This window comes from Streptomyces sp. NPDC050315 (assembly GCF_040655775.1).
Lineage (GTDB): Bacteria > Actinomycetota > Actinomycetes > Streptomycetales > Streptomycetaceae > Streptomyces.
The window spans coordinates 1037107-1055557 of the sequence record NZ_JBFAKN010000001.1 but is presented as its reverse complement, the minus strand read 5'-3'; the positions used below and the strand labels follow the sequence as shown (position 1 = coordinate 1055557).

The window sequence follows — 18451 nt, the reverse complement described above, 5'->3', positions numbered from 1 at the left end:
CGATGGCGCAGACAGGGAACGGCCCGCTGAGCGGAGTGCGCGTGGTGGAACTCGCCGGTATCGGGCCGGGCCCGTTCGCCGCGATGCACCTCGCCGACCTCGGCGCCGATGTCGTGCGCGTGGACCGCCCCGGCGGCTCCGGCATCGGCATCGATCCGGCGCACGACCTCACCAACCGCGGCAAGCGCTCGGTGCTGGTCGACCTGAAGACTCCGGAGGGCCCGGGTCAGGTGCTGGACCTGGCCGAGCGCGCCGATGTGCTGATCGAGGGGTACCGGCCGGGTGTCGCGGAGCGGCTCGGCGTCGGCCCCGAGGCGTGCCTGGCCCGCAACCCCCGCCTCGTCTACGGGCGGATGACCGGCTGGGGCCAGGACGGCCCGCTCGCCGACACCGCGGGGCACGACATCGGGTACATCGCGCTCACCGGCGCGCTCGGCATGACCGGCACCGCCGACGGCCCGCCCGTCGCCCCCGCCAACCTCCTCGGCGACTACGCCGGCGGCTCGCTCTACCTCGTCATCGGCATCCTCGCCGCGCTCCAGCACGCGCGCACCGAAGGCGGCAGTGGTCAGGTCGTGGACGCCGCGATCGTGGATGGCACCGCGCACCTGACCACCATGATCCGCGGCATGCTGGAGGCCGGCGCCTGGCAGGACCGGCGCGCCGCCAACCTCCTGGACGGCGGGGCGCCCTTCTACGGTACGTACGAGACGGCAGACGGCGGCCACATGGCGGTCGGCGCCCTGGAGCAGCGGTTCTACGCCGAGTTCCTGCGGCTGCTCGGCCTGGCGGACGAGGTGCCGCCGCGGGAGAACTTCGCGGAGTGGGGCGCGCTGCGTACGGCCATCGCCGACCGGTTCCGTACCCGTACGCGCGCGGAGTGGACGGCCGTCTTCGACGGGTCCGACGCGTGCGTGGCGCCCGTGCTGTCGCTGCGCGAGGCGCCGGACCACCCCCATCTCGCGGCCCGCGGCACCTTCGTCGAACACGCCGGTGTCACCCAGCCGGCGCCCGCGCCGCGCTTCTCCCGTACGCCGGGAGCGGTGCGCGGCGGCCCCGCCCTGCCCGGCGCGGACACCGCAGCGGTGGCCCGCGACTGGGACGTCCCCGCCCTGACCACCCCACGTCCCGAGCCGCGCCCCGAAGGCGGCACCGAGGAAGGCCCGCAACGATGACCCAGCCCGCACAGCTGCCGCGCCAGATCTTCACCGAGGACCACGACGCCTTCCGCGAGACCGTGCGCACCTTCCTGAAGAAGGAGGTCGAGCCGCACTACGAGCAGTGGGAGCGGGACGGCATCGTCAGCCGGGAGGCCTGGCGCGCCGCCGGCCGCCAGGGGCTGCTGGGCCTCGCCGTGCCCGAGGAGTACGGCGGCGGGGGCAATGCCGACTTCCGCTACTCCGCGGTGCTGGCCGAGGAGTTCACCCGGGCCGGCGCCGCGGGCCTGGCCGTCGGCCTGCACAACGACATCATCGGGCCGTACCTCACCTCGCTGGCCACCGACGAGCAGAAGCGGCGCTGGCTGCCGGGCTTCTGCAGCGGCGAGATCATCACCGCGATCGCCATGACCGAGCCGGGCGCGGGCTCCGACCTGCAGGGCATCAGAACGACGGCCGAGGACCGCGGCGACCACTGGGTGCTGAACGGCTCCAAGACGTTCATCTCCAACGGCATCCTGGCCGATCTGGTGATCGTCGTCGCCAAGACCACCCCCGAGGGCGGCGCGCACGGGCTGTCTCTCCTGGTCGTCGAGCGCGGCATGGAGGGCTTCGAGCGGGGCCGGAACCTCGACAAGATCGGGCAGAAGGCCCAGGACACCGCCGAGCTGTTCTTCAATGACGTGCGCGTGCCCAAGGAGAACCTGCTCGGCGAGCTGAACGGCGCCTTCATCCATCTGATGACCAATCTCGCGCAGGAGCGGATGGGCATAGCGGTGGCCGGCATCGCCGCCGCCGAGCATCTGCTGGAGATCACGACGCAGTACGTCAAGGAGCGCGAGGCGTTCGGGCGGCCGCTCGCCAAGCTCCAGCACATCCGGTTCGAGATCGCCGAGATGGCCACCGAGTGTGCCGTCACCCGCACTTTCCTCGACCGCTGCATTGTCGACCACTCGGCCGGGCAACTGGATGCCGTACACGCCTCGATGGCCAAGTGGTGGGCCACCGAGCTGCAGAAGCGGGTGGCCGACCGCTGTCTGCAACTGCACGGTGGATACGGCTACATGAACGAGTACCGCGTCGCCAAGGCGTTCACCGACGGCCGCATCCAGACGATCTACGGCGGCACCACCGAGATCATGAAGGAGATCATCGGCCGCTCGCTGCTCGGCTGATCACGTCCCGCCACGCCGGGCTCACCCTCACCCCTTTGAAAGGCTGCACACCGTGACTTCCGAAGCGTACGTATACGACGCGATCCGCACCCCGCGCGGCCGCGGCAAGGCCGCCGGCGCGCTGCACGGCACCAAGCCGGTCGACCTGGTCGTCGGCCTGATCCACGAGGTGCGCCGGCGCTTCCCGGACCTCGACCCGGCGGCCGTCGACGACATCGTGCTCGGCGTCGTCGGCCCGGTCGGCGACCAGGGATCCGACATCGCCCGTATCGCGGCCGTCGCCGCCGGGCTGCCCGACACCGTCGCCGGCGTACAGGAGAACCGCTTCTGCGCCTCCGGCCTGGAGGCCGTCAACATGGCCGCCGCCAAGGTCCGCTCCGGCTGGGAGGACCTGGTGCTGGCCGGCGGCGTCGAGTCGATGTCGCGGGTGCCGATGGCCTCGGACGGCGGCGCCTGGTTCAACGACCCGATGACCAACTTCGACACCAACTTCGTCCCGCAGGGCATCGGTGCCGACCTCATCGCCACCATCGGGGGCTGGAGCCGCCGCGACGTGGACGAGTACGCCGCGCTCTCCCAGGAGCGCGCCGCCGCGGCCTGGAAGGACGGCCGCTTCAAGCGGTCCGTCGTCCCGGTCACCGACCGCAACGGGCTGACCGTCCTGGACCACGACGAGCACATGCGGCCGGGCACCACGGCCGACTCGCTCGCCTCCCTCAAGCCCTCCTTCGCCGCCATCGGCGACATGGGCGGCTTCGATGCCGTGGCGCTGCAGAAGTACCACTGGGTCGAAGCCATCGACCACGTCCACCACGCGGGCAACTCCTCCGGCATCGTGGACGGCGCGGCCCTGGTCGCGATCGGCTCCAAGGAGGTCGGCGAGCGGTACGGCCTGAACCCGCGCGCCCGGATCCTCTCCGCCGCGGTCTCGGGCTCCGAGCCCACCATCATGCTCACCGGCCCGGCCCCCGCCTCCCGCAAGGCGCTCGCCAAGGCCGGCCTGACCATCGACGACATCGACCTCGTCGAGATCAACGAGGCGTTCGCCGCGGTCGTGCTGCGCTTCGTGCAGGACATGGGCCTGAGCCTGGACAAGGTCAACGTCAACGGCGGCGCCATCGCCATGGGCCACCCGCTCGGTGCCACCGGCGCGATGATCCTCGGCACCCTCATCGACGAGCTGGAGCGCCAGGACAAGCGCTACGGCCTGGCCACCCTCTGCGTCGGCGGCGGCATGGGCATCGCCACCGTCATCGAGCGCCTCTGACCGTCCGTCCCGACCCCTTACGGAGAACGCACCATGAGTGAAGCCAGCACCATCCGCTGGGAGCAGGACGAGACCGGCGTCGTCACCCTCGTCCTCGACGACCCGAGCCAGTCGGCGAACACGATGAACGACGCCTTCAAGACCTCCCTCGCCGCGGTCGCCGACCGCCTGGAGGCCGAGAAGGACGGCATCCGCGGCATCATCTTCACCTCCGCCAAGAAGACCTTCTTCGCCGGCGGTGACCTGCGCGAACTGATCGCCGTGCGGCGCGAGAACGCCCAGGAGGCGTTCGAGGCGGGCCAGGGCATCAAGCGCGATCTGCGGCGCATCGAGACGCTCGGCAAGCCCGTCGTCGCGGCCATCAACGGCGCGGCGCTGGGCGGCGGTTACGAGATCGCGCTCGCCTGCCACCACCGCGTCGCACTCGACACGCCCGGCACCAAGATCGGCCTGCCCGAGGTCACCCTCGGCCTGCTCCCGGCCGGCGGCGGCGTCACCCGTACCGTACGGCTGCTCGGCATCGCCGACGCGCTGCTGAAGGTCCTCCTCCAGGGCACCCAGTACAACGCCACGCGGGCGAAGGACAACGGGCTGATCCACGAGGTCGCGGAGACCCCCGAGGAGCTGATCACCAAGGCCCGCGCGTTCATCGACGCGCACCCCGAGTCCCAGCAGCCCTGGGACGTCAAGGGGTACAAGATCCCCGGCGGCACGCCCGCCAACCCCAAGTTCGCCGCGAACCTCCCGGCGTTCCCCGCCAACCTCAAGAAGCAGCTGAACGGCGCACCGTACCCGGCCCCGCGCAACATCCTCGCGGCCGCCGTCGAGGGCTCCCAGGTCGACTTCGAGACTGCGCAGACCATCGAGGCGCGGTACTTCGTGGAGCTGGTCACCGGCCAGATCTCCAAGAACATGATCCAGGCGTTCTTCTTCGACCTCCAGGCCGTCAACTCCGGGGCCAACCGCCCGAAGGGCATCGAGGAGCGCAAGGTCACCAAGGTCGCGGTGCTCGGCGCGGGCATGATGGGCGCGGGCATCGCCTACAGCTGCGCCAAGGCCGGCATCGAGGTGGTGCTCAAGGACGTCTCCCCGGAGGCGGCCGAGAAGGGCAAGGCGTACAGCGCGGGTCTGCTCGCCAAGGCGCTCGCCAAGGGCCGTACGACCGAGGCCAAGCGCGACGAGCTGCTCGCCCGCATCACCCCGACCGCCGACCCGCAGGATCTGGCGGGCTGTGACGCCGTCATCGAGGCGGTGTTCGAGGACACCGCGCTCAAGCACAAGGTGTTCCAGGAGATCGAGGGCATCGTCGCGCCGGACGCGCTGCTGTGCTCCAACACCTCGACCCTGCCGATCACCGGCCTCGCCGAAGGCGTCCAGCGCAAGCAGGACTTCATCGGTCTGCACTTCTTCTCGCCGGTCGACAAGATGCCGCTGGTGGAGATCATCAAGGGCGAGCGGACCGGCGACGAGGCGCTGGCCCGCGCCTTCGACCTGGTACGCCAGATCCGCAAGACCCCGATCGTGGTCAACGACAGCCGCGGCTTCTTCACCTCCCGTGTCATCGGCCACTTCATCAATGAGGGCGTGGCGATGGTCGCCGAGGGCGTCGACCCGGCCTCCGTCGAGCAGGCCGCGGGCCAGGCCGGCTACCCGGCCAAGGTGCTCTCCCTGATGGACGAGCTGACGCTGACGCTGCCGCGGAAGATCCGCAACGAGACCCGCAAGGCGATCGAGGAGGCCGGCGGCAGCTGGACGCCGCACCCGGCGGACGCGCTCATCGACCGCATGGTCGACGAGTTCGGGCGGCCGGGACGCAGCGGCGGCGCGGGTTTCTACGAGTACGACGAGGACGGCAAGCGACAGGGCCTGTGGGCGGGGCTGCGCGAGCACTACACCAAGCCGGACGCGTCGATCCCCTTCAAGGACATGCAGGAGCGGATGCTCTTCTCCGAGGCGCTGGACACCGTGCGCCTCTTCGAGGAGGGCGTGCTCACCTCCGTCGCCGACGCCAACATCGGCTCCATCTTCGGCATCGGCTTCCCCGGCTGGACCGGCGGCGTGATGCAGTACATCAACGGTTACGAGGGTGGCGTGGCCGGCTTCGTGGCCCGCGCCAAGGAGCTCCAGGCGGCGTACGGCGAGCGCTTCGCGCCGTCGGCGCTGCTGCTGGAGAAGGCCGCGAAGGGCGAGCCCTTCAAGGACTGACGGCGTGCGTACGGGGGCGGGCCCGAGCGGCCCGTCCCCTTGCGCTCACTGCCCGCCGAACCACTCCCGCAGCTCCTCCTTCATCGACCGCTGAAATGCCGTCACCAGCGCCTGCACGACCAGCGGCTGCATGTCGGCGGAGAGGGACTTGCGCCGGGCCACCTCGGCGGCGTCCGGCCCGCCGTCCTCGTATGCGGCGCCGACCTCGTCCCTGAACAGCCGGCTCAGTTCCCGGGCCGCCGAGCGGGTGTGCTCCAGCACGACCGTACGGGCCGCGAGGATGGTCTCCAGTGCGATCGGCACGTCCAGCAGCCGCACGCCCAGCTGCAGCAGCCCCGGATCCACCTGGAAGACGCCCGCCTCCTCGGTGCGCACCAGCACGCTCATCGCGGCCAGCCGGTCCAGGTCCTGCTCGGTCAGCGACCGGCCCACCCGCCGCTCCAGCTGCGCGAGCGTCTGCTCCTCGGCCCGGTCCGGGAGCCAGCCGGCGACGAGGGCGCGGTGAATGGCGAGATCCTCGGCACTGAGGTCGGGCGGCAGCTGTTCCAGGTACCGTTCGATCGCCGACAGCGTCATGCCCTGGTGCTGCAGCTCCTCAATGAGCGCGAGCCGCGAGAGGTGGTCGGGGCCGTACCGGCCGACGCGGCGCGGGCCGATCTCCGGGGGCGGGAGCAGCCCGCGGGTGCTGTAGAACCGGATCGTACGGACCGTGACACCGGCCCGGGCGGCCAGCTCGTCGACGGTCAGGCTCAGCTCGGCAGCGGACTCCATCATGTTGAACAGTATTGCTGTCTCACCATCGATGTCACCACTCCTGTGTCACCACTCCTGCGGGTGAGGGAGTGCCGATTCACCTCCCGGCCCACCTGCCCCCGTCAGTAGCATCCAGTGTTCGGTACGGAGTTCTTCGGGGGATGCATGCTCGAACTCAGCGATGACCCGTTCACTGTCCGGGTACTGGTGGTCGGGCCGTCCGGATCAGGCAAGACGGTCTATCTTTCCAGCCTCTTCAAGCGCCTGCAGGTGCAGAGCAGCGCCGCGATCTTCCTGGAGTGCTCGCAGGCGCAGCGCGTCGAGCTGATGGGCGTCTACCGCCAGGTGCGGGGACCCGGGGAGTGGCCCGCCTCGACGCGGGTGCACGACGACCGCGAGTACACCTTCGACTGCAAGACCCGGCGGAACGCCACGAACCACTCGGTGCTGCGCATCAAGTACCTGGACTACGCGGGCGAGCTGCTCACCGAGGCCACCGAGGACGACGCCGCCTCGCGGGCCCAGGAGGAGCTGACCGAGCGGCTGGTGGCGGCCGACACGGTGCTGTGCCTGCTGGACGGGCAGTACGTACGCGAGCTGCTGCGCGGCACCGATGAGGGCCTGGGCCACTTCCACCACGAAATGTCGATGATCTTCGGGCTGCTGCAGTCGGCGGAGAAGCCGGTGCACTTCGTGATCACCAAGTGGGACCTGATCGCCGGGTACGCCGGTACGGAAGCGGATTCGCTGGCCGCTGTCCAGGAGGCGCTGTGCGGCATGGAGGAGTTCGCCCACCTCGTGGGGAACGTCGCGATGGCGGGGAACGAGTACGAGCCCGCCGTCCGGCTGCTGCCCGTGAGCTCGGTGGGCCCCGACTACGCGACGCTGGAGCCGGACGGCCGGATGCGCAAGCACCCAGGGGCGCTGCCACACCCGCAGTACGTCGAGATCCCGTTCCTCGCGATCCTGCCGGACATCTTCTCCTCGATCCTCGGCCGGCTGGACGAGGAGACCCGCCGCCGGCTCATCCGCGAGATCCAGCGCTGCACCGCACTGACCGCCACCGAGCGGATCAAGTGGCTGAGCGGCACCCTCAGCGCCCGGCTCAGCAAGGCCATCAGCGGCGTCCTGGGCGCCGTGGTGGGCGGCAAGAAGCTCGACAAGGTGAGCGAGGCCGCGGTGGAGATGTTCGCCAGTCGGCTCACCGAGCAGGGCGAGCGCAAGATGGGCCTGCGCGAGCAGGAGCTGGGGCAGGTCGACCGGCTCACCGAGGAGGCGGCCTCCGCGCGGCGGATCGCGATGGACCGCATGAACGCCGAGCTGGCCTCCTTCGTGGCCAAGATGCCGGCCTCCGTACTGCGCGACGGCGAGGCGTCGTGAGCCGCAGGGGTTCCCGGGACGCGGGCTGCTGGCCCTTCCTGGTAGCGCGCGGCCGGAAGGTGGGGCAGCGCACGCTGCTCGTGCCGGGCTTCCTGAGCGAGCGCAATCTGTCCGGGCTGCTGCGCGACGCGATCACCGGCAGCCTGACGCAGGACGGGGAGAGCCGGCACGCGGAGGCGCCGCTGCCGGGTGGCGGGCGCATCGTGCTCTCGTACCGCATCGTCCAGGCGTCCCCGCCCGGCGCCGACGGGGTGGTGCTGCGCGACCGCAGCGGCCGGCCCATCGAGCTCGCGTACGGGGTGGTCGTCACCGGCGGGTCGGGCGCGCGGGCGCGGATGTCCGTGGCGGACGCCGACCTGCCCGGGCTGCGCCCGATGGTGCTCGATGTCTTCGCGCGCTTCCTGGAGGACGAGCGGGCGTTCCCGCCCGCGGTCTCCGCGCGGGTGACGGTGGCGGAGCTGGCCGCGGGGACCGTGCCGGTGCCGGAGCCCGGGCAGGCGGCGGAGCCGGCGCCCGCCGCGCCCGGCGCGAAGGACGCGTCCGCCGCCCCGTCGGGGCCCGAGGAGGAGGCACCGGGGCCCGAGGCGGCCGACGGGCCGGAGCGGCCGCAGGACGGCGAGAACGGCGAGGACGGCCCCGAGGACCGCTTCGGCCTGGTCGGGCGGCTGGTGGCGCTGCTCAGGGGGCCCGGCGGCGGGCTGTGGGCGGTCGTACTGCTGGCGGGCTGGCCGGTGGCGGTGGTGCCGGCGCTGGTGCTGATCTTCAAGGACTGATCTTCAAGACTGAGAGAGGCCGGTGATGGTCGGCGATCCGGCACACGTCGATCATGGTCCTGTGATCCCTTTCACAGACGGATGACGTTACTTCGGGGAAGGTGTGCGGTCGGCCGGCTCGCGCGATCCGCGGCGGCCGGCCATCGCTCCACCGCCCTCCCGAAAGCGAGATGACGCACCTGTGAGCACGCAAACCGTCCAGGAAGACGCCTACCGGCCGCCGGACGGGGGGAACGACGCCGCCCCGCACGACGCGGGCGACGCCGGATACAGCAAGGGCCTCAAGGCCCGGCACATCAACATGATCGCCATCGGCGGCGCGATCGGCACCGGCCTCTTCCTCGGCGCCGGCGGCCGGCTGGCCTCCGCGGGCCCCGCGCTCGCCATCGCCTACGCGGTCTGTGGCCTCTTCGCCTTCTTCGTCGTCCGGGCGCTGGGCGAGATGGTGCTGCACCGCCCCTCCTCAGGCTCCTTCGTGTCCTACGCCCGGGAGTTCCTGGGCGAGAAGGGCGCCTACGTGGCGGGCTGGATGTACGTCGTGAACTGGTCGACCACCGGTATCGCCGACATCACCGCCATCGCGCTCTACACGCACTACTGGGGCATGTTCACCGACGTGCCCCAGTGGGTGATGGCGCTGATCGCGCTCGCGGTGGTACTCGCCGTGAACCTGATCTCGGTGAAGATCTTCGGTGAGCTGGAGTTCTGGTTCGCGATCATCAAGGTCGCCGCGCTGGTGGTCTTCATGCTGATCGGCATCTTCCTGCTCGCCACCCAGCACCCGGTGAGCGGCCACACGCCGGGCTTCGACCTGATCAGCGACAACGGCGGACTCTTCCCGACCGGCCTGCTCCCGGTCGTGGTGGTCCTCCAGGGCGTCGTCTTCGCGTACTCCGCCGTCGAGATGGTCGGCGTCACCGCGGGCGAGACCAGCGAGCCGCACAAGGTCGTCCCGAAGGCCGTCAACTCGATCATGTGGCGGGTCGGCATCTTCTACGTCGGCTCCGTCGTGCTGCTGACGCTGCTGATGCCGTGGGACAAGTACACCGGCTCCGAGAGCCCCTTCGTCACCGTGCTCTCCAACGTCGGCGTGCCGGCCGCGGGCGACGTGATGAACCTCGTCGTGCTCACCGCCGCGATGTCCAGCCTGAACTCCGGCCTGTACTCCACGGGCCGCATCCTGCGCTCGATGTCGGCGGCCGGCTCCGCGCCGAAGTTCACCGGCCGGATGAACCGCCACCAGGTGCCGTACGGCGGCATCCTGCTCACCTCGGCGGTCTGTGTGCTGGGCGTCGGGCTGAACTACGTGGTGCCGGGCAAGGCGTTCGAGATCGTGATCAACATCGCGGCGCTCGGCGTCATCAGCACCTGGGTCGTGATCATGATCTGTCACATGGTGTTCGTCCGCCGGACCAAGGAGGGCCTCCTGCAGCGCCCGAAGTTCCGGCTCCCCGGAACGCCGGTCACGGACATCGTCACCATCGCGTTCCTGCTGGGCGTCATCGTCCTGATGTGGTTCGACGGCGGCGTCGGCCGGGACACGGTCATGCTGGCCCCGGTGATCGGCGTGGCCCTGTTCGCGGGCTGGTTCGCCGTCCGCGGCCGCGTCAGCCGCATCGCCGCGGAACGCACCGCCACCGACGGCACGGACGGCCTGGAAGGCCCGCCCGCACCGAAGGTGCCCGGCCCGCGCCGCTGACCGGGTCGGCGGTCCGGCTCAGCCCGCGGTCACCGGGTAGTGGTCGGACGACCATCACGGAAAAACATGTACGGCCGACCTGCGGACGCAGCACTGAGCCCCGGCCGTCACGGGACGACCGGGGCCAGCGCCCGCCCGGGGTATGGGACCGCCCCCGGCCCCCAGGACGGGCGTCTACCGCCGCGCGGCCCCGTACGCGGGGAGGCGTCGGGCCGGGTGGCGAGTCACAGGACGGGCCACGAGCGTTCCTGGCCCGTCAGCGCCGCGTGCAGGACAGTGGCGTCGGTCACCTTGCCGTGCAGGGCGTCCCAGTGGAGGGCGGCGGCCCGGATCTGGTATCCGCGTCGGCTGCGTAACGCTTCGGCGGTCATGACTGCCCTCTCCGATTCGGCTCGCCGTACGCCGCCACCTTGCACCCGCGAAGGCCGCGCGATACGTGAAATGCATATATGCGCATGCAGATAGCGGACGGTCGTGGTGCATCATGCGGAGCAGCGCGGCTACGTCCCGCACCGTTGGCGTCTGCACACCGGGCAGCATCGCTACGGTCCCGGGCAGGCGTACTCCGTCCGCACCTTGTGCGGACTGCACGCGATCAGATTGACCGAGAGGAACCGGCCGCCGGTCAACCACCAGCCGCCCACGGCATCCTGGCCGTCCGCCAGCTGCCGTGCCACGTCTTCGCGCGGCGTCGGCGGTCCGTACGCGCCGGCGAAGGTGCTCTCGTGCTCGTCGCGCTGCTCGGCGAACCAGTGCGCGGCCTTGTCCGGCTCGGCGAAGGTTTCCACGATCAGTGAAGAAGTCTTCAGCAGCCAGTTCGCGCACTCCAGCGGCATCACCGGGGTGGTGCGGAACTCGGGATGGTTCGGCCGTCGGATGGCGTCGCCGGGTTTGATCAGGGTGTCGCCGTGGCCGAGCCAGACGTACGCGTGGTGATGCCTGTCTGCCATCTCTCTCCTGTCCGAGAAGAAGGGGGCCCCGCCCACGGGGGCGGGGCCACCCGGACCGGCTGCTACTGGCGTCCGCAGCCGTCGCCGTCGCCGCAGCCGCCGGAGGGGTTGCCGCCCTGGCCGTCGTCTTCGTCCTCGCCGCCGAGGAACTTGACGGTGCCGAAGGTGTCGCGCATGGTGACCTCCTGTGCTGTATCGGCGCTCCGGGCTGTCCGGGCGCCGGTCCTGCACGTGCGCGGGCCCCTTGGTGGGCCCGCCCGCTCCGGCCGTGTCCTGCCAGGGAATGGCGGCCGGAGCGGAGTCTTTTAGGAGCGGGGTTGCGAGGGTTGCGGCTGATAGCCGCGGGCGGCGCAGGCGCAGTGGAGCCGTTCGATGGGGCCTGGCGGGCCGGTCACCGGGAGGCCGCCTCGTGCTGGGTGAGGAGCCAGCGGCAGTCGCTGGCGAGCTGGTCGATCTGGCGGCGCGCGTCCGTCGAGCTGTCACCGAGGCCGTGCCGTACCTGGGCCCGGATGGCGCGAAGGTGCGCGGTGCCTCGGTACCAATCGCCGCAGCGGGGCGACAGGTCTTCGACCTGTCGTTGCACCTCGGGCAGCAGCAGGGCGATATGCCCCCGCAGGAGCTGCTCCACCTCGGCCAGCGCCTCGATCTGCGCGGTGCTCTGGGCACGGGCGAGGGCGCTGTGGATCGTGGCCACGTCGATCGGGAGGTTGTCGACGTCGCTCATCCGAACGCGTCCGCTAAGAGCCGTGGACATCTGGTGCTCCGACTGAACGCGGCGCCGAGCTTGACGGGATCGGTGAGATGCCCGCGTCCGTCGGGGCGTTCCAACCACGCCCGGCCGTGCAAGGTGCGTTCGGCAGGTGGGCGGTGCAGAGACAGCCCGCGGTGTGGATGGTGAGCTGCGGCAGGTCCGTGAGTTGCTCGGCGGCGCCGAGCGGCACGAGCCACCAGGCGCGTACGGCTTCCGGATACGCCAGCACAGGCCCGAGGATCCGGGTGCGGCCCAGCGGTGACACCGAAGAAGGGCAGCGGTGACAGCTGATCTGGTGGCGTTCCTCCGCGCCCGCCTTGATGAAGACGAAGCCGTTGCACGGGCCGCCTTCCCGGCACCCTGGACCCGGCGCGACCACGTCGCCGGAGTGCACGCCGACGACGCGACACAGGAGCGGCCCTTCGGCTCGGCCGTCGCTGACTGTCGCCGAGTGCCCGGAGGATTCGGCTACGGCACCGCCAATGCTGATCACATCGCCCGCCACGACCCGGCCCGGGTGCTCGCCGAGGTCGAGGCGAAGCGGCAGATCGTCGACTCCTACGCGACCACGCTCCAGGCACGGGAAAGCATCAGAGTGCGGATGCGCGAGGTGATCGGTACAGACGCGGACGAGTTCGGCAGGCTGTATCGGCAGGAGAGCGAGTTGATCAACAAGCTCGACGTCTTGGGGCCCGTCCTCCGCTCCCTGGCCCTTCCGTGTGCCGATCACCCCGACTACCCGCCTCAGTGAGAGCAGGCCGGCGACCAGACGCGTCGAGATGCGCCGCGCGCCCAGCAGGAAGAAGCTGAAGAAAAAAGGGGGGATGGCTCACGGCAGGGAGTGGCCATGAAGAGGCCCGGCATCTACAGGAACGGCTCGACCGTTGGGGGTGTGGCTTGCGGCTTCGCGGCCGCGCTGATCATCTCTGCGTGTGGCGGCAACGGCCAGAATGGAGAGGGTCGAGAGGGGGTCGGCCCGGCGATCGGTGCTAAGGAGGAGACGGAGGCGCCCAAGGAGTCTGCCGCTGTTCCCACCCTCGCCGCAGGGAAGACCGCGTCGATCACGACCAGTGACGATGAGTTCACCGACGTGAGCGGAGGTTCTGCGGACGTCACGTTGGTGAGCGTGAAGACGGCGAAATCCGTTCCTGATCCGTACGGCGACACCCCGGCGGCGGCCGATCCGGGAGAGCGCTTTGTCTGCCTGGAGTTCAAGGTCAAGAATACTGGCCAGGAGGAATTCGACACTTTCCCGCTCACCACCGCGGACTGGACCGGAAAGGACGGCGAGACTAAAGGTCTCGAAATCCTCCTCGGCGTCGACTGTAAAAACCTCGGACAGCAGGGCGATGACCTCACCAACGTACCGAATCCCGGACCCGGAGAATTCGTGCGCGGCACCACCCCGCTCAGTGTTCCCAGTACTCAGCCCGGGGTGGTCGAATTTTCGGATCGCTCCGGTGTCCCGCTGTTCCAGGTGAAGACCCAGCCAGCCCGCTGAGATTTGTTGTCGCCCATCCAGCCGCCCTGCGGCTGCCCCGCCACCGCCCGGCCCGCACGCTGAAGTCATGGCCGAGCAGCCCCCTGTGGTCGTGCATCTTCCGTCCCCGTCCGGCGGCCGGCGCGTCACGGTCGGCGGGGAGCTCCTCGGCCTCGCGTACGGCCCACGGGACGTCGCTTCCTGCGCCGGGCCGGCCTGGAGGAGGACGTCATCGATCAGGACGACGGGCGGCTCATTGAGTGGCGCGGGGGAGGCCCCGATGTGTGGGGATAACCGCAGCAGCGGCGCATGAGAGCGGGCAACGAGCACACCGCCTACGGTCTCGGCGGTCGCCCCTTCTCGCCTCCCACGTGCTCCGTCAGGATGTCTGCATGGATGCATCGGTATGGGTGGGGGCAGTATTCGGTCTGGTTGGCACCGTGGTTGGTGGAGGGCTTTCGGTCTGGGCCTCGGTCGTGGCTCAGCGGCAGCAAGCAGCTCACGCACGTAAGGAGCGCCGGAGAGCTCGTACGTCCACGGCGATTGAGGCGGCGCTGACGGAGTTGTTCGAAGTCCAGCGCGATGCCCGACGGGCCGGCCCCATGGACAGCGCACGCGAGCGGCAGCTTCATGAACGCGTGCTGAATGTACGGGTCTTGCTGCAGCACGTTCCCGACGCCGCTCTCCGTAGCCGAGTACAGGAAGACACCTTCCTCATGCCTCTCGACCCGCCTGGCGATACGAGAACCAAGCAAGAGCGGAGGGCCGATATCATGCTCCTCTCGGCTGACGCCATCGCCTGCCTGGGCGCATACCTGCGCGGTGAACCGTTGCCGCCGCGTGCTGACCGGGTTACGGCCGTACGTGCTCTGTGGCCACTGCCTGACTTTGGTTCTGATGCCGACCCGGTCGTCATCTTTGAAGGGGACGACTAGCACCGCACCTCGTCAAGTGGCGCGGCGGCGGGCCGGACGTGTGGGCTGCGGGATAGCTGCCGGGCGCCCAGTTGCGCCCCAACGGGCGGCCGTGGTCGGGGATGAAATGCGAGCTGTCGAGCACTGTTCGATACTGAGTGAGTAGTTCTACGGCGGGAGGCGAGTATGGCAACCCGCAAGAGGGCGCAGGCGCGATGCTAGCGGCGTCCCCTGGCCGGCTGATCAGGGGGGCGATCAGGGAGATCTGCAGTGAAAGGTGATCCGCCGTGACTCGCAGAGCGATCGTCACCGCCGTTCTCACGCTGCTTCTATCAACGGGGGCCACCACCCTTACAGCGTGCGGCGATGGTGACACGGGAAATGGCCCACCGACGAAGAGCACGAGGGAAAGGGCGAACGATAGGTACCTGTCCATTCTCGACGAGAATGCAGTGCTCTCAACAAAGTCGGATGCCGAACTCGTGGAGGTCGGCCGCAACGACGTCTGCAAGAACGAATTGCTAGACGGCTTCCCGAACTTCGTGGCCGCCAGGCTGCAGCATGATGATCCGTCGCTGGACGACAGTGAGGCCGACGTCGTGGTCCAGGCAGCCGTCAAGGTCTTCTGCCCGAAGCACTCGGATTCCCTCTAGATCACCTCGCTTCCGCCGTGCTCTTTTCGGTGCCCAGCAGTTCGTAGCCCCTCTCCAGGCGTGTCGAGGCGCTGCAGCCGTCGGTGGTGTGGCGGCGGGCCGGACGTCTGGGGCGCGGAAAACTCGTAGCGCTGCCGTGCTCAGCTTCCTCTCTTGACCCGGCCCCGGATCGCGAGGCCGGCGAAGCCGAGGAGGATCGGTTCGGTGAGGCGCGAGGTCATCTCGATGTAGGTGCCGGCCGTCGTCAGATCCTGTCCGCTGGAGCGGAACACCACGGAGTTGAGGGTGACATTGAGCGCCTTCTCGAACCGCTTGGTCGTGAAGCGGGCGCCGGTTGGGTTGCGGGGGTCTTCTTTGTCGATCTCGAACGTCACCTTGCCGCCGCCTGCCGGAACGGTTCCGCTTGCCGTCTGCTTCGGAGAGTCGTTGGGCAGGCCGTAGCCCATCATGAGCAGGATTGTCGCCATCATGGCGACGGCGAGCCACCCGATGGCGCGGGAGGCGCGGAGCCCGTAGCCGGACAGCAGCCAGTACGCCTGAAGGAGCCAGCGCTCGGCCTTTCGCCATCCATGGCTGTGACGGCGCATCTCCATCTCGCCGTAGTAGAAGTCGGCGGCACCAGGTTCGTCCTTGGCGTCCTCTCGGCCCTTGCGGAGTTGGCGGTACACAGTTGCCAGCGTCGTCAGGTCAGGCACATCATGATCATTTTGCGGAGGAGGTCCCCAGGCGTGGCCAGCGGACATCGGGCGGCCGCAGAGCGTCCGCCACTGGCGCTCTTCCTCGATGACCTGGCGTTCCATCCACGAGAGAGGTACGCCCCGCACCCAAGTACGAGAATTCGGTGGCTTATTGAAAGTGCAGTTTCCTTCAAGGCGGAGCTGGTCCAAGTGAAAGGCGCCAGCAAGCCGACAAGTCTTCAGGTCGATATTGGAAAGCGACAGCATGGCGCAATCCACGCTACGCAAATCTATAACAGTCACTTTGGCTTCCCCCATGGTGCTTCCTGATTCGTCGAGAGGGGGCCAGTCACCGTATGGAGCTGCGGCGGTCGTAACGGAAATTGGCTGCATGAGAACAGCATCTGACAAGTCAATCTTGGCATAGCGAAGACGCAAAGCTGCAGTGGACTCCCAGCGGGTGCGATGGCACTGCAACGCTTGTGCCGCAACTTCAATGGTGACAGGTCCATCAAAGGTTGCCCGAATCAAGTTAAGTGTACCCTCGCAGACGAAGGGGCCCAGGTAGTGGACACCTTGAAATTTCACTTCTATGAAGTTGGCATCACGGGCAAACCGCGATGCATCGAAAGTGGTAATATCTCCAAAGGTCGCCGAGGCGAACCAGGCTGAAGCTTCGAATGTGACTCCGTGAAAAAAAGTTTGATCGAGAAACTTCGTCGCCTCGAATGTGGCCCCGCCGGAGAAAACAACACTCTCGAAATCGGTGGGCCCGGCGAAGGTGGCGGAACCGAAAGTCACTCCAGTCTTAAATTGCGCCCCAACGAATTCCGATTGATCGGCGAAAGTTGCACTCTTGAACAAGACGGTTCGATGGAATATCGCATCATTAAAGAGGGCTCGGTCGGCGAAGGTGACGCCAGAGAAGTCGGGGGCAACGGAGAATGATGCTGACACAAAATATGCCAATCCTTGAAATGTCGCTCCGGCGAAAGAGGCTGGTCCCGACCCTATGAAAGTTGCCTGTTCAAAGTCGGCTTCATCGAGGAAGGTCGCCTTATCGAAATGGGCTTCCGCGAGGCGAACCTGAGACGTGCCCGGGTCGCGTACTGCGTCAAGGATGCGGCTGAGCAACGTGCCATCAATTTCCGTGCCCCGCAGGTCAATGCTGCCTCCGGGGCGCAGAGTGCCGAGGTGGGCGGCGAGCTGCGCTGGCGCAAGGTGAGCGAGGCACACCGAACTGCCGGGCACTTGGATGCCCTGGCAGCCCTCATGAGTGCAGTGTGGCCAGTCCGGAGGTGTCGACGTGGTCATGGGTTGATCACATCACGCGGAGCTGCCGTCGGTCTCGTGCTAATCACGGTTACTGGTAGAGGCAGTTCGCCCGGCGGTGAAGCTGCCACCGCTCGCGCACCGTCAGCTACGCCGACGGGGCGCATGACGCTATGTCGGCGGTTGCCGGCTACCTGCGGAGGGGGCGGCGTGCGAACGCGATGAGGACGTCGCACACCATGGCGGCCACGGTGATCGCCGTGAGCGGCCACACCTGTGAACCTTCGCTGACCTGTCCTGAGCTGATGGCGTAGACGGTGGCAGCGGCGACGACGAAGCCAGCGCCTGTGGGAATGCGCACCGTCTTAGGCAGGCGTACGGACAACATGCGGGCGGGCTGGGCTCCGGCGGGGGAGCGTGGGATCCTGGAGGCTCATCGGGTGTGCTCCTGTTCTCGGGTGCTTCCTGGTGGTGCCGCCGCTCCCCTTGTGGCCTAGGAACCCGGGGGCGGCGGAATGCTTATGTGTGGGTGGTGGCGTGCAGCTGTGATCATGCTCGTTCCCGTTGCTGACGCCGGGCAGCCCAGTGCAATGCGGGGGTGCGAACGAGGATGCGGATCAAGTAGGTGGTTCGCAGGCTCCAATGGCACTCCTGGATGTCGTGCCATTCTGCTTGCATCTCTTCAGCAAAGCGCGAAGGGAGGAGGTGGGCGAGGGGAAAAGTCCTGCTCCTACGTGATGTTCTATCGCCCCGATTAAATGAATGTCGCACGGAAAGCGCTACGAAGGTGATGGTCGTGCTACCCCCGGAAGCGGTCGCCACTGTGGTTGCAGTGGTATTCGACGATCCCAAGATCGCTGCGATCATTCCTGCCATTATCATGCCGGCCACGAGCATCGGTGCGAAGTGCCTGTTCATCATCAGGCGATCTCCCGCTTACCGGCTCGGCGTAGTGACCATGCGAGCCGGGGCCCGCCGTACAGTGCGATACGGGTGACGTAAGCGATGCGGTCCCGCAGCGGGCGACTGCGGATCGATGCCCATTCAGCTAGCCATTCCTCCAGCCAGCGTTCGCGCTGAGCCGAGGGGAGGAGGCGAGCAATCGCCTCTATGGTCCTACTCGTTCGCTTCCGGACTGCGTACTCGGAGGCGGGCGATGGTAGCGCTTGCGGAGGAAGTGCCTTTGCGCGTTGGTCTGTTCCGATGTTTGCGTAGAGTGTTCCACTCCTTCGCTGTGGAGTGTTCGCGCGGCGAGCAATTAGTTTTTCCTGAGCCGGGCGGAGTGGAGACCACGAGCATGCTGGGTTGCTTGCCCCAGATGGTCGCCACCTCTTCTCGGGAGAGG

General features: G+C 68.5%; 17 protein-coding genes and 1 pseudogene. 12 read left to right on the top strand and 6 right to left on the bottom strand.

What is annotated here, in order from left to right; translation table 11 throughout:
* The first annotated feature begins 2 nt into the window (after nucleotides 1-2).
* Genes AB0I82_RS04650 through AB0I82_RS04635 form a run of 4 tightly spaced genes read left to right on the top strand, consistent with a single transcriptional unit; the run spans nucleotide 3 to nucleotide 5804 of the window.
* Complete coding sequence (locus tag AB0I82_RS04650) at nucleotides 3-1175, top strand: CaiB/BaiF CoA-transferase family protein (protein WP_363255592.1); 1173 nt, start codon at nucleotides 3-5, stop codon at nucleotides 1173-1175.
* A gap of 14 nt (nucleotides 1176-1189) precedes the next feature.
* Nucleotides 1190-2332 carry an acyl-CoA dehydrogenase family protein gene (locus AB0I82_RS04645; RefSeq protein ID WP_363256075.1) on the top strand — a complete coding sequence of 381 codons (1143 nt, stop codon included), beginning with the start codon at nucleotides 1190-1192 and terminating at the stop codon, nucleotides 2330-2332.
* A 52-nt stretch (nucleotides 2333-2384) separates the two neighbouring features.
* Nucleotides 2385-3599 carry an acetyl-CoA C-acetyltransferase gene (locus AB0I82_RS04640; protein WP_363255591.1) on the top strand — a complete coding sequence of 405 codons (1215 nt, stop codon included), beginning with the start codon at nucleotides 2385-2387 and terminating at the stop codon, nucleotides 3597-3599.
* A gap of 33 nt (nucleotides 3600-3632) precedes the next feature.
* A complete protein-coding gene (locus tag AB0I82_RS04635) occupies nucleotides 3633-5804 on the top strand; it encodes a 3-hydroxyacyl-CoA dehydrogenase NAD-binding domain-containing protein (protein ID WP_363255590.1) in 2172 nt (723 codons plus the stop codon).
* A 45-nt stretch (nucleotides 5805-5849) separates the two neighbouring features.
* On the opposite strand, the gene AB0I82_RS04630 is transcribed toward AB0I82_RS04635, so the two are convergent.
* Nucleotides 5850-6578 (bottom strand): MerR family transcriptional regulator, encoded by a 729-nt coding sequence (locus AB0I82_RS04630; protein WP_363255589.1) that lies wholly within the window; start codon nucleotides 6576-6578, stop codon nucleotides 5850-5852.
* A gap of 144 nt (nucleotides 6579-6722) precedes the next feature.
* On the opposite strand from AB0I82_RS04630, the gene AB0I82_RS04625 reads away from it, so the two are divergent.
* The 3 genes from AB0I82_RS04625 (at nucleotide 6723) to AB0I82_RS04615 (ending at nucleotide 10409) form a co-directional block, all read left to right on the top strand.
* Nucleotides 6723-7937 carry an ATPase/DNA packaging protein gene (locus AB0I82_RS04625; RefSeq protein ID WP_363255588.1) on the top strand — a complete coding sequence of 405 codons (1215 nt, stop codon included), beginning with the start codon at nucleotides 6723-6725 and terminating at the stop codon, nucleotides 7935-7937.
* Nucleotides 7934-8710, top strand: coding sequence for a hypothetical protein (locus AB0I82_RS04620; RefSeq protein WP_363255587.1), 777 nt, complete (start codon nucleotides 7934-7936; stop codon nucleotides 8708-8710). The genes AB0I82_RS04625 and AB0I82_RS04620 overlap by 4 nt, the downstream gene beginning before the upstream one ends.
* A 301-nt stretch (nucleotides 8711-9011) precedes the next feature.
* Complete coding sequence (locus tag AB0I82_RS04615; RefSeq protein WP_363256074.1) at nucleotides 9012-10409, top strand: amino acid permease; 1398 nt, start codon at nucleotides 9012-9014, stop codon at nucleotides 10407-10409.
* 224 nt (nucleotides 10410-10633) lie between these two features.
* On the opposite strand, the gene AB0I82_RS04610 is transcribed toward AB0I82_RS04615, so the two are convergent.
* From AB0I82_RS04610 to AB0I82_RS04600, 3 genes are all read right to left on the bottom strand, one after another.
* Nucleotides 10634-10780 carry a hypothetical protein gene (locus tag AB0I82_RS04610; protein WP_363255585.1) on the bottom strand — a complete coding sequence of 49 codons (147 nt, stop codon included), beginning with the start codon at nucleotides 10778-10780 and terminating at the stop codon, nucleotides 10634-10636.
* A gap of 171 nt (nucleotides 10781-10951) precedes the next feature.
* On the bottom strand, nucleotides 10952-11359 hold the full coding sequence (locus AB0I82_RS04605; protein ID WP_363255584.1) for a hypothetical protein: 408 nt from the start codon (nucleotides 11357-11359) through the stop codon (nucleotides 10952-10954).
* Between the two features lie 391 nt (nucleotides 11360-11750).
* On the bottom strand, nucleotides 11751-12083 hold the full coding sequence (locus AB0I82_RS04600) for a DUF6415 family natural product biosynthesis protein (RefSeq protein ID WP_363255583.1): 333 nt from the start codon (nucleotides 12081-12083) through the stop codon (nucleotides 11751-11753).
* Between the two features lie 307 nt (nucleotides 12084-12390).
* Here AB0I82_RS04600 and AB0I82_RS04595 point away from each other — a divergent pair, with 307 nt between their 5' ends.
* The 5 genes and pseudogenes from AB0I82_RS04595 to AB0I82_RS04575 all read left to right on the top strand — a co-directional run bounded on the left by AB0I82_RS04595 (nucleotide 12391) and on the right by AB0I82_RS04575 (nucleotide 15157).
* The gene (locus AB0I82_RS04595) at nucleotides 12391-12861 is read left to right on the top strand and encodes a DUF6221 family protein (RefSeq protein ID WP_363255582.1); all 471 of its coding nucleotides are present in this window, start codon (nucleotides 12391-12393) and stop codon (nucleotides 12859-12861) included.
* Between the two features lie 96 nt (nucleotides 12862-12957).
* Nucleotides 12958-13611, top strand: coding sequence for a hypothetical protein (locus AB0I82_RS04590; protein WP_363255581.1), 654 nt, complete (start codon nucleotides 12958-12960; stop codon nucleotides 13609-13611).
* Nucleotides 13612-13678: 67 nt separating this feature from the next.
* Nucleotides 13679-13884: pseudogene (locus tag AB0I82_RS04585) on the top strand (hypothetical protein).
* A gap of 98 nt (nucleotides 13885-13982) precedes the next feature.
* On the top strand, nucleotides 13983-14525 hold the full coding sequence (locus tag AB0I82_RS04580; protein ID WP_363255580.1) for a hypothetical protein: 543 nt from the start codon (nucleotides 13983-13985) through the stop codon (nucleotides 14523-14525).
* A gap of 266 nt (nucleotides 14526-14791) precedes the next feature.
* Nucleotides 14792-15157 (top strand): DUF732 domain-containing protein, encoded by a 366-nt coding sequence (locus AB0I82_RS04575; RefSeq protein ID WP_363255579.1) that lies wholly within the window; start codon nucleotides 14792-14794, stop codon nucleotides 15155-15157.
* Between the two features lie 140 nt (nucleotides 15158-15297).
* Here AB0I82_RS04575 and AB0I82_RS04570 read toward each other — a convergent pair whose 3' ends face one another.
* Both AB0I82_RS04570 and AB0I82_RS04565 read right to left on the bottom strand, forming a co-directional pair.
* Entirely contained in the window at nucleotides 15298-17148 is a 1851-nt protein-coding gene (locus tag AB0I82_RS04570; RefSeq protein ID WP_363255578.1) for a pentapeptide repeat-containing protein, read from the bottom strand.
* A gap of 148 nt (nucleotides 17149-17296) precedes the next feature.
* On the bottom strand, nucleotides 17297-17467 hold the full coding sequence (locus AB0I82_RS04565) for a hypothetical protein (protein WP_363255577.1): 171 nt from the start codon (nucleotides 17465-17467) through the stop codon (nucleotides 17297-17299).
* Between the last annotated feature and the right edge of the window lie 984 nt (nucleotides 17468-18451).

Excerpts from the sequence above, each read along its gene's own strand:
- AB0I82_RS04590 (WP_363255581.1), top strand. The coding sequence starts at position 12,958 with ATGAAGAGGCCCGGCATCTACAGGAACGGCTCGACCGTTGGGGGTGTG.
- AB0I82_RS04650 (WP_363255592.1), top strand. The coding sequence starts at position 3 with ATGGCGCAGACAGGGAACGGCCCGCTGAGCGGAGTGCGCGTGGTGGAA.
- AB0I82_RS04615 (WP_363256074.1), top strand. The coding sequence starts at position 9,012 with ATGATCGCCATCGGCGGCGCGATCGGCACCGGCCTCTTCCTCGGCGCC.
- AB0I82_RS04610 (WP_363255585.1), bottom strand. The coding sequence starts at position 10,780 with ATGACCGCCGAAGCGTTACGCAGCCGACGCGGATACCAGATCCGGGCC.
- AB0I82_RS04630 (WP_363255589.1), bottom strand. The coding sequence starts at position 6,578 with ATGATGGAGTCCGCTGCCGAGCTGAGCCTGACCGTCGACGAGCTGGCC.
- AB0I82_RS04635 (WP_363255590.1), top strand. The coding sequence starts at position 3,633 with ATGAGTGAAGCCAGCACCATCCGCTGGGAGCAGGACGAGACCGGCGTC.
- AB0I82_RS04605 (WP_363255584.1), bottom strand. The coding sequence starts at position 11,359 with ATGGCAGACAGGCATCACCACGCGTACGTCTGGCTCGGCCACGGCGAC.
- AB0I82_RS04625 (WP_363255588.1), top strand. The coding sequence starts at position 6,723 with ATGCTCGAACTCAGCGATGACCCGTTCACTGTCCGGGTACTGGTGGTC.
- AB0I82_RS04600 (WP_363255583.1), bottom strand. The coding sequence starts at position 12,083 with ATGAGCGACGTCGACAACCTCCCGATCGACGTGGCCACGATCCACAGC.
- AB0I82_RS04570 (WP_363255578.1), bottom strand. The coding sequence starts at position 17,148 with ATGACCACGTCGACACCTCCGGACTGGCCACACTGCACTCATGAGGGC.
- AB0I82_RS04580 (WP_363255580.1), top strand. The coding sequence starts at position 13,983 with ATGGATGCATCGGTATGGGTGGGGGCAGTATTCGGTCTGGTTGGCACC.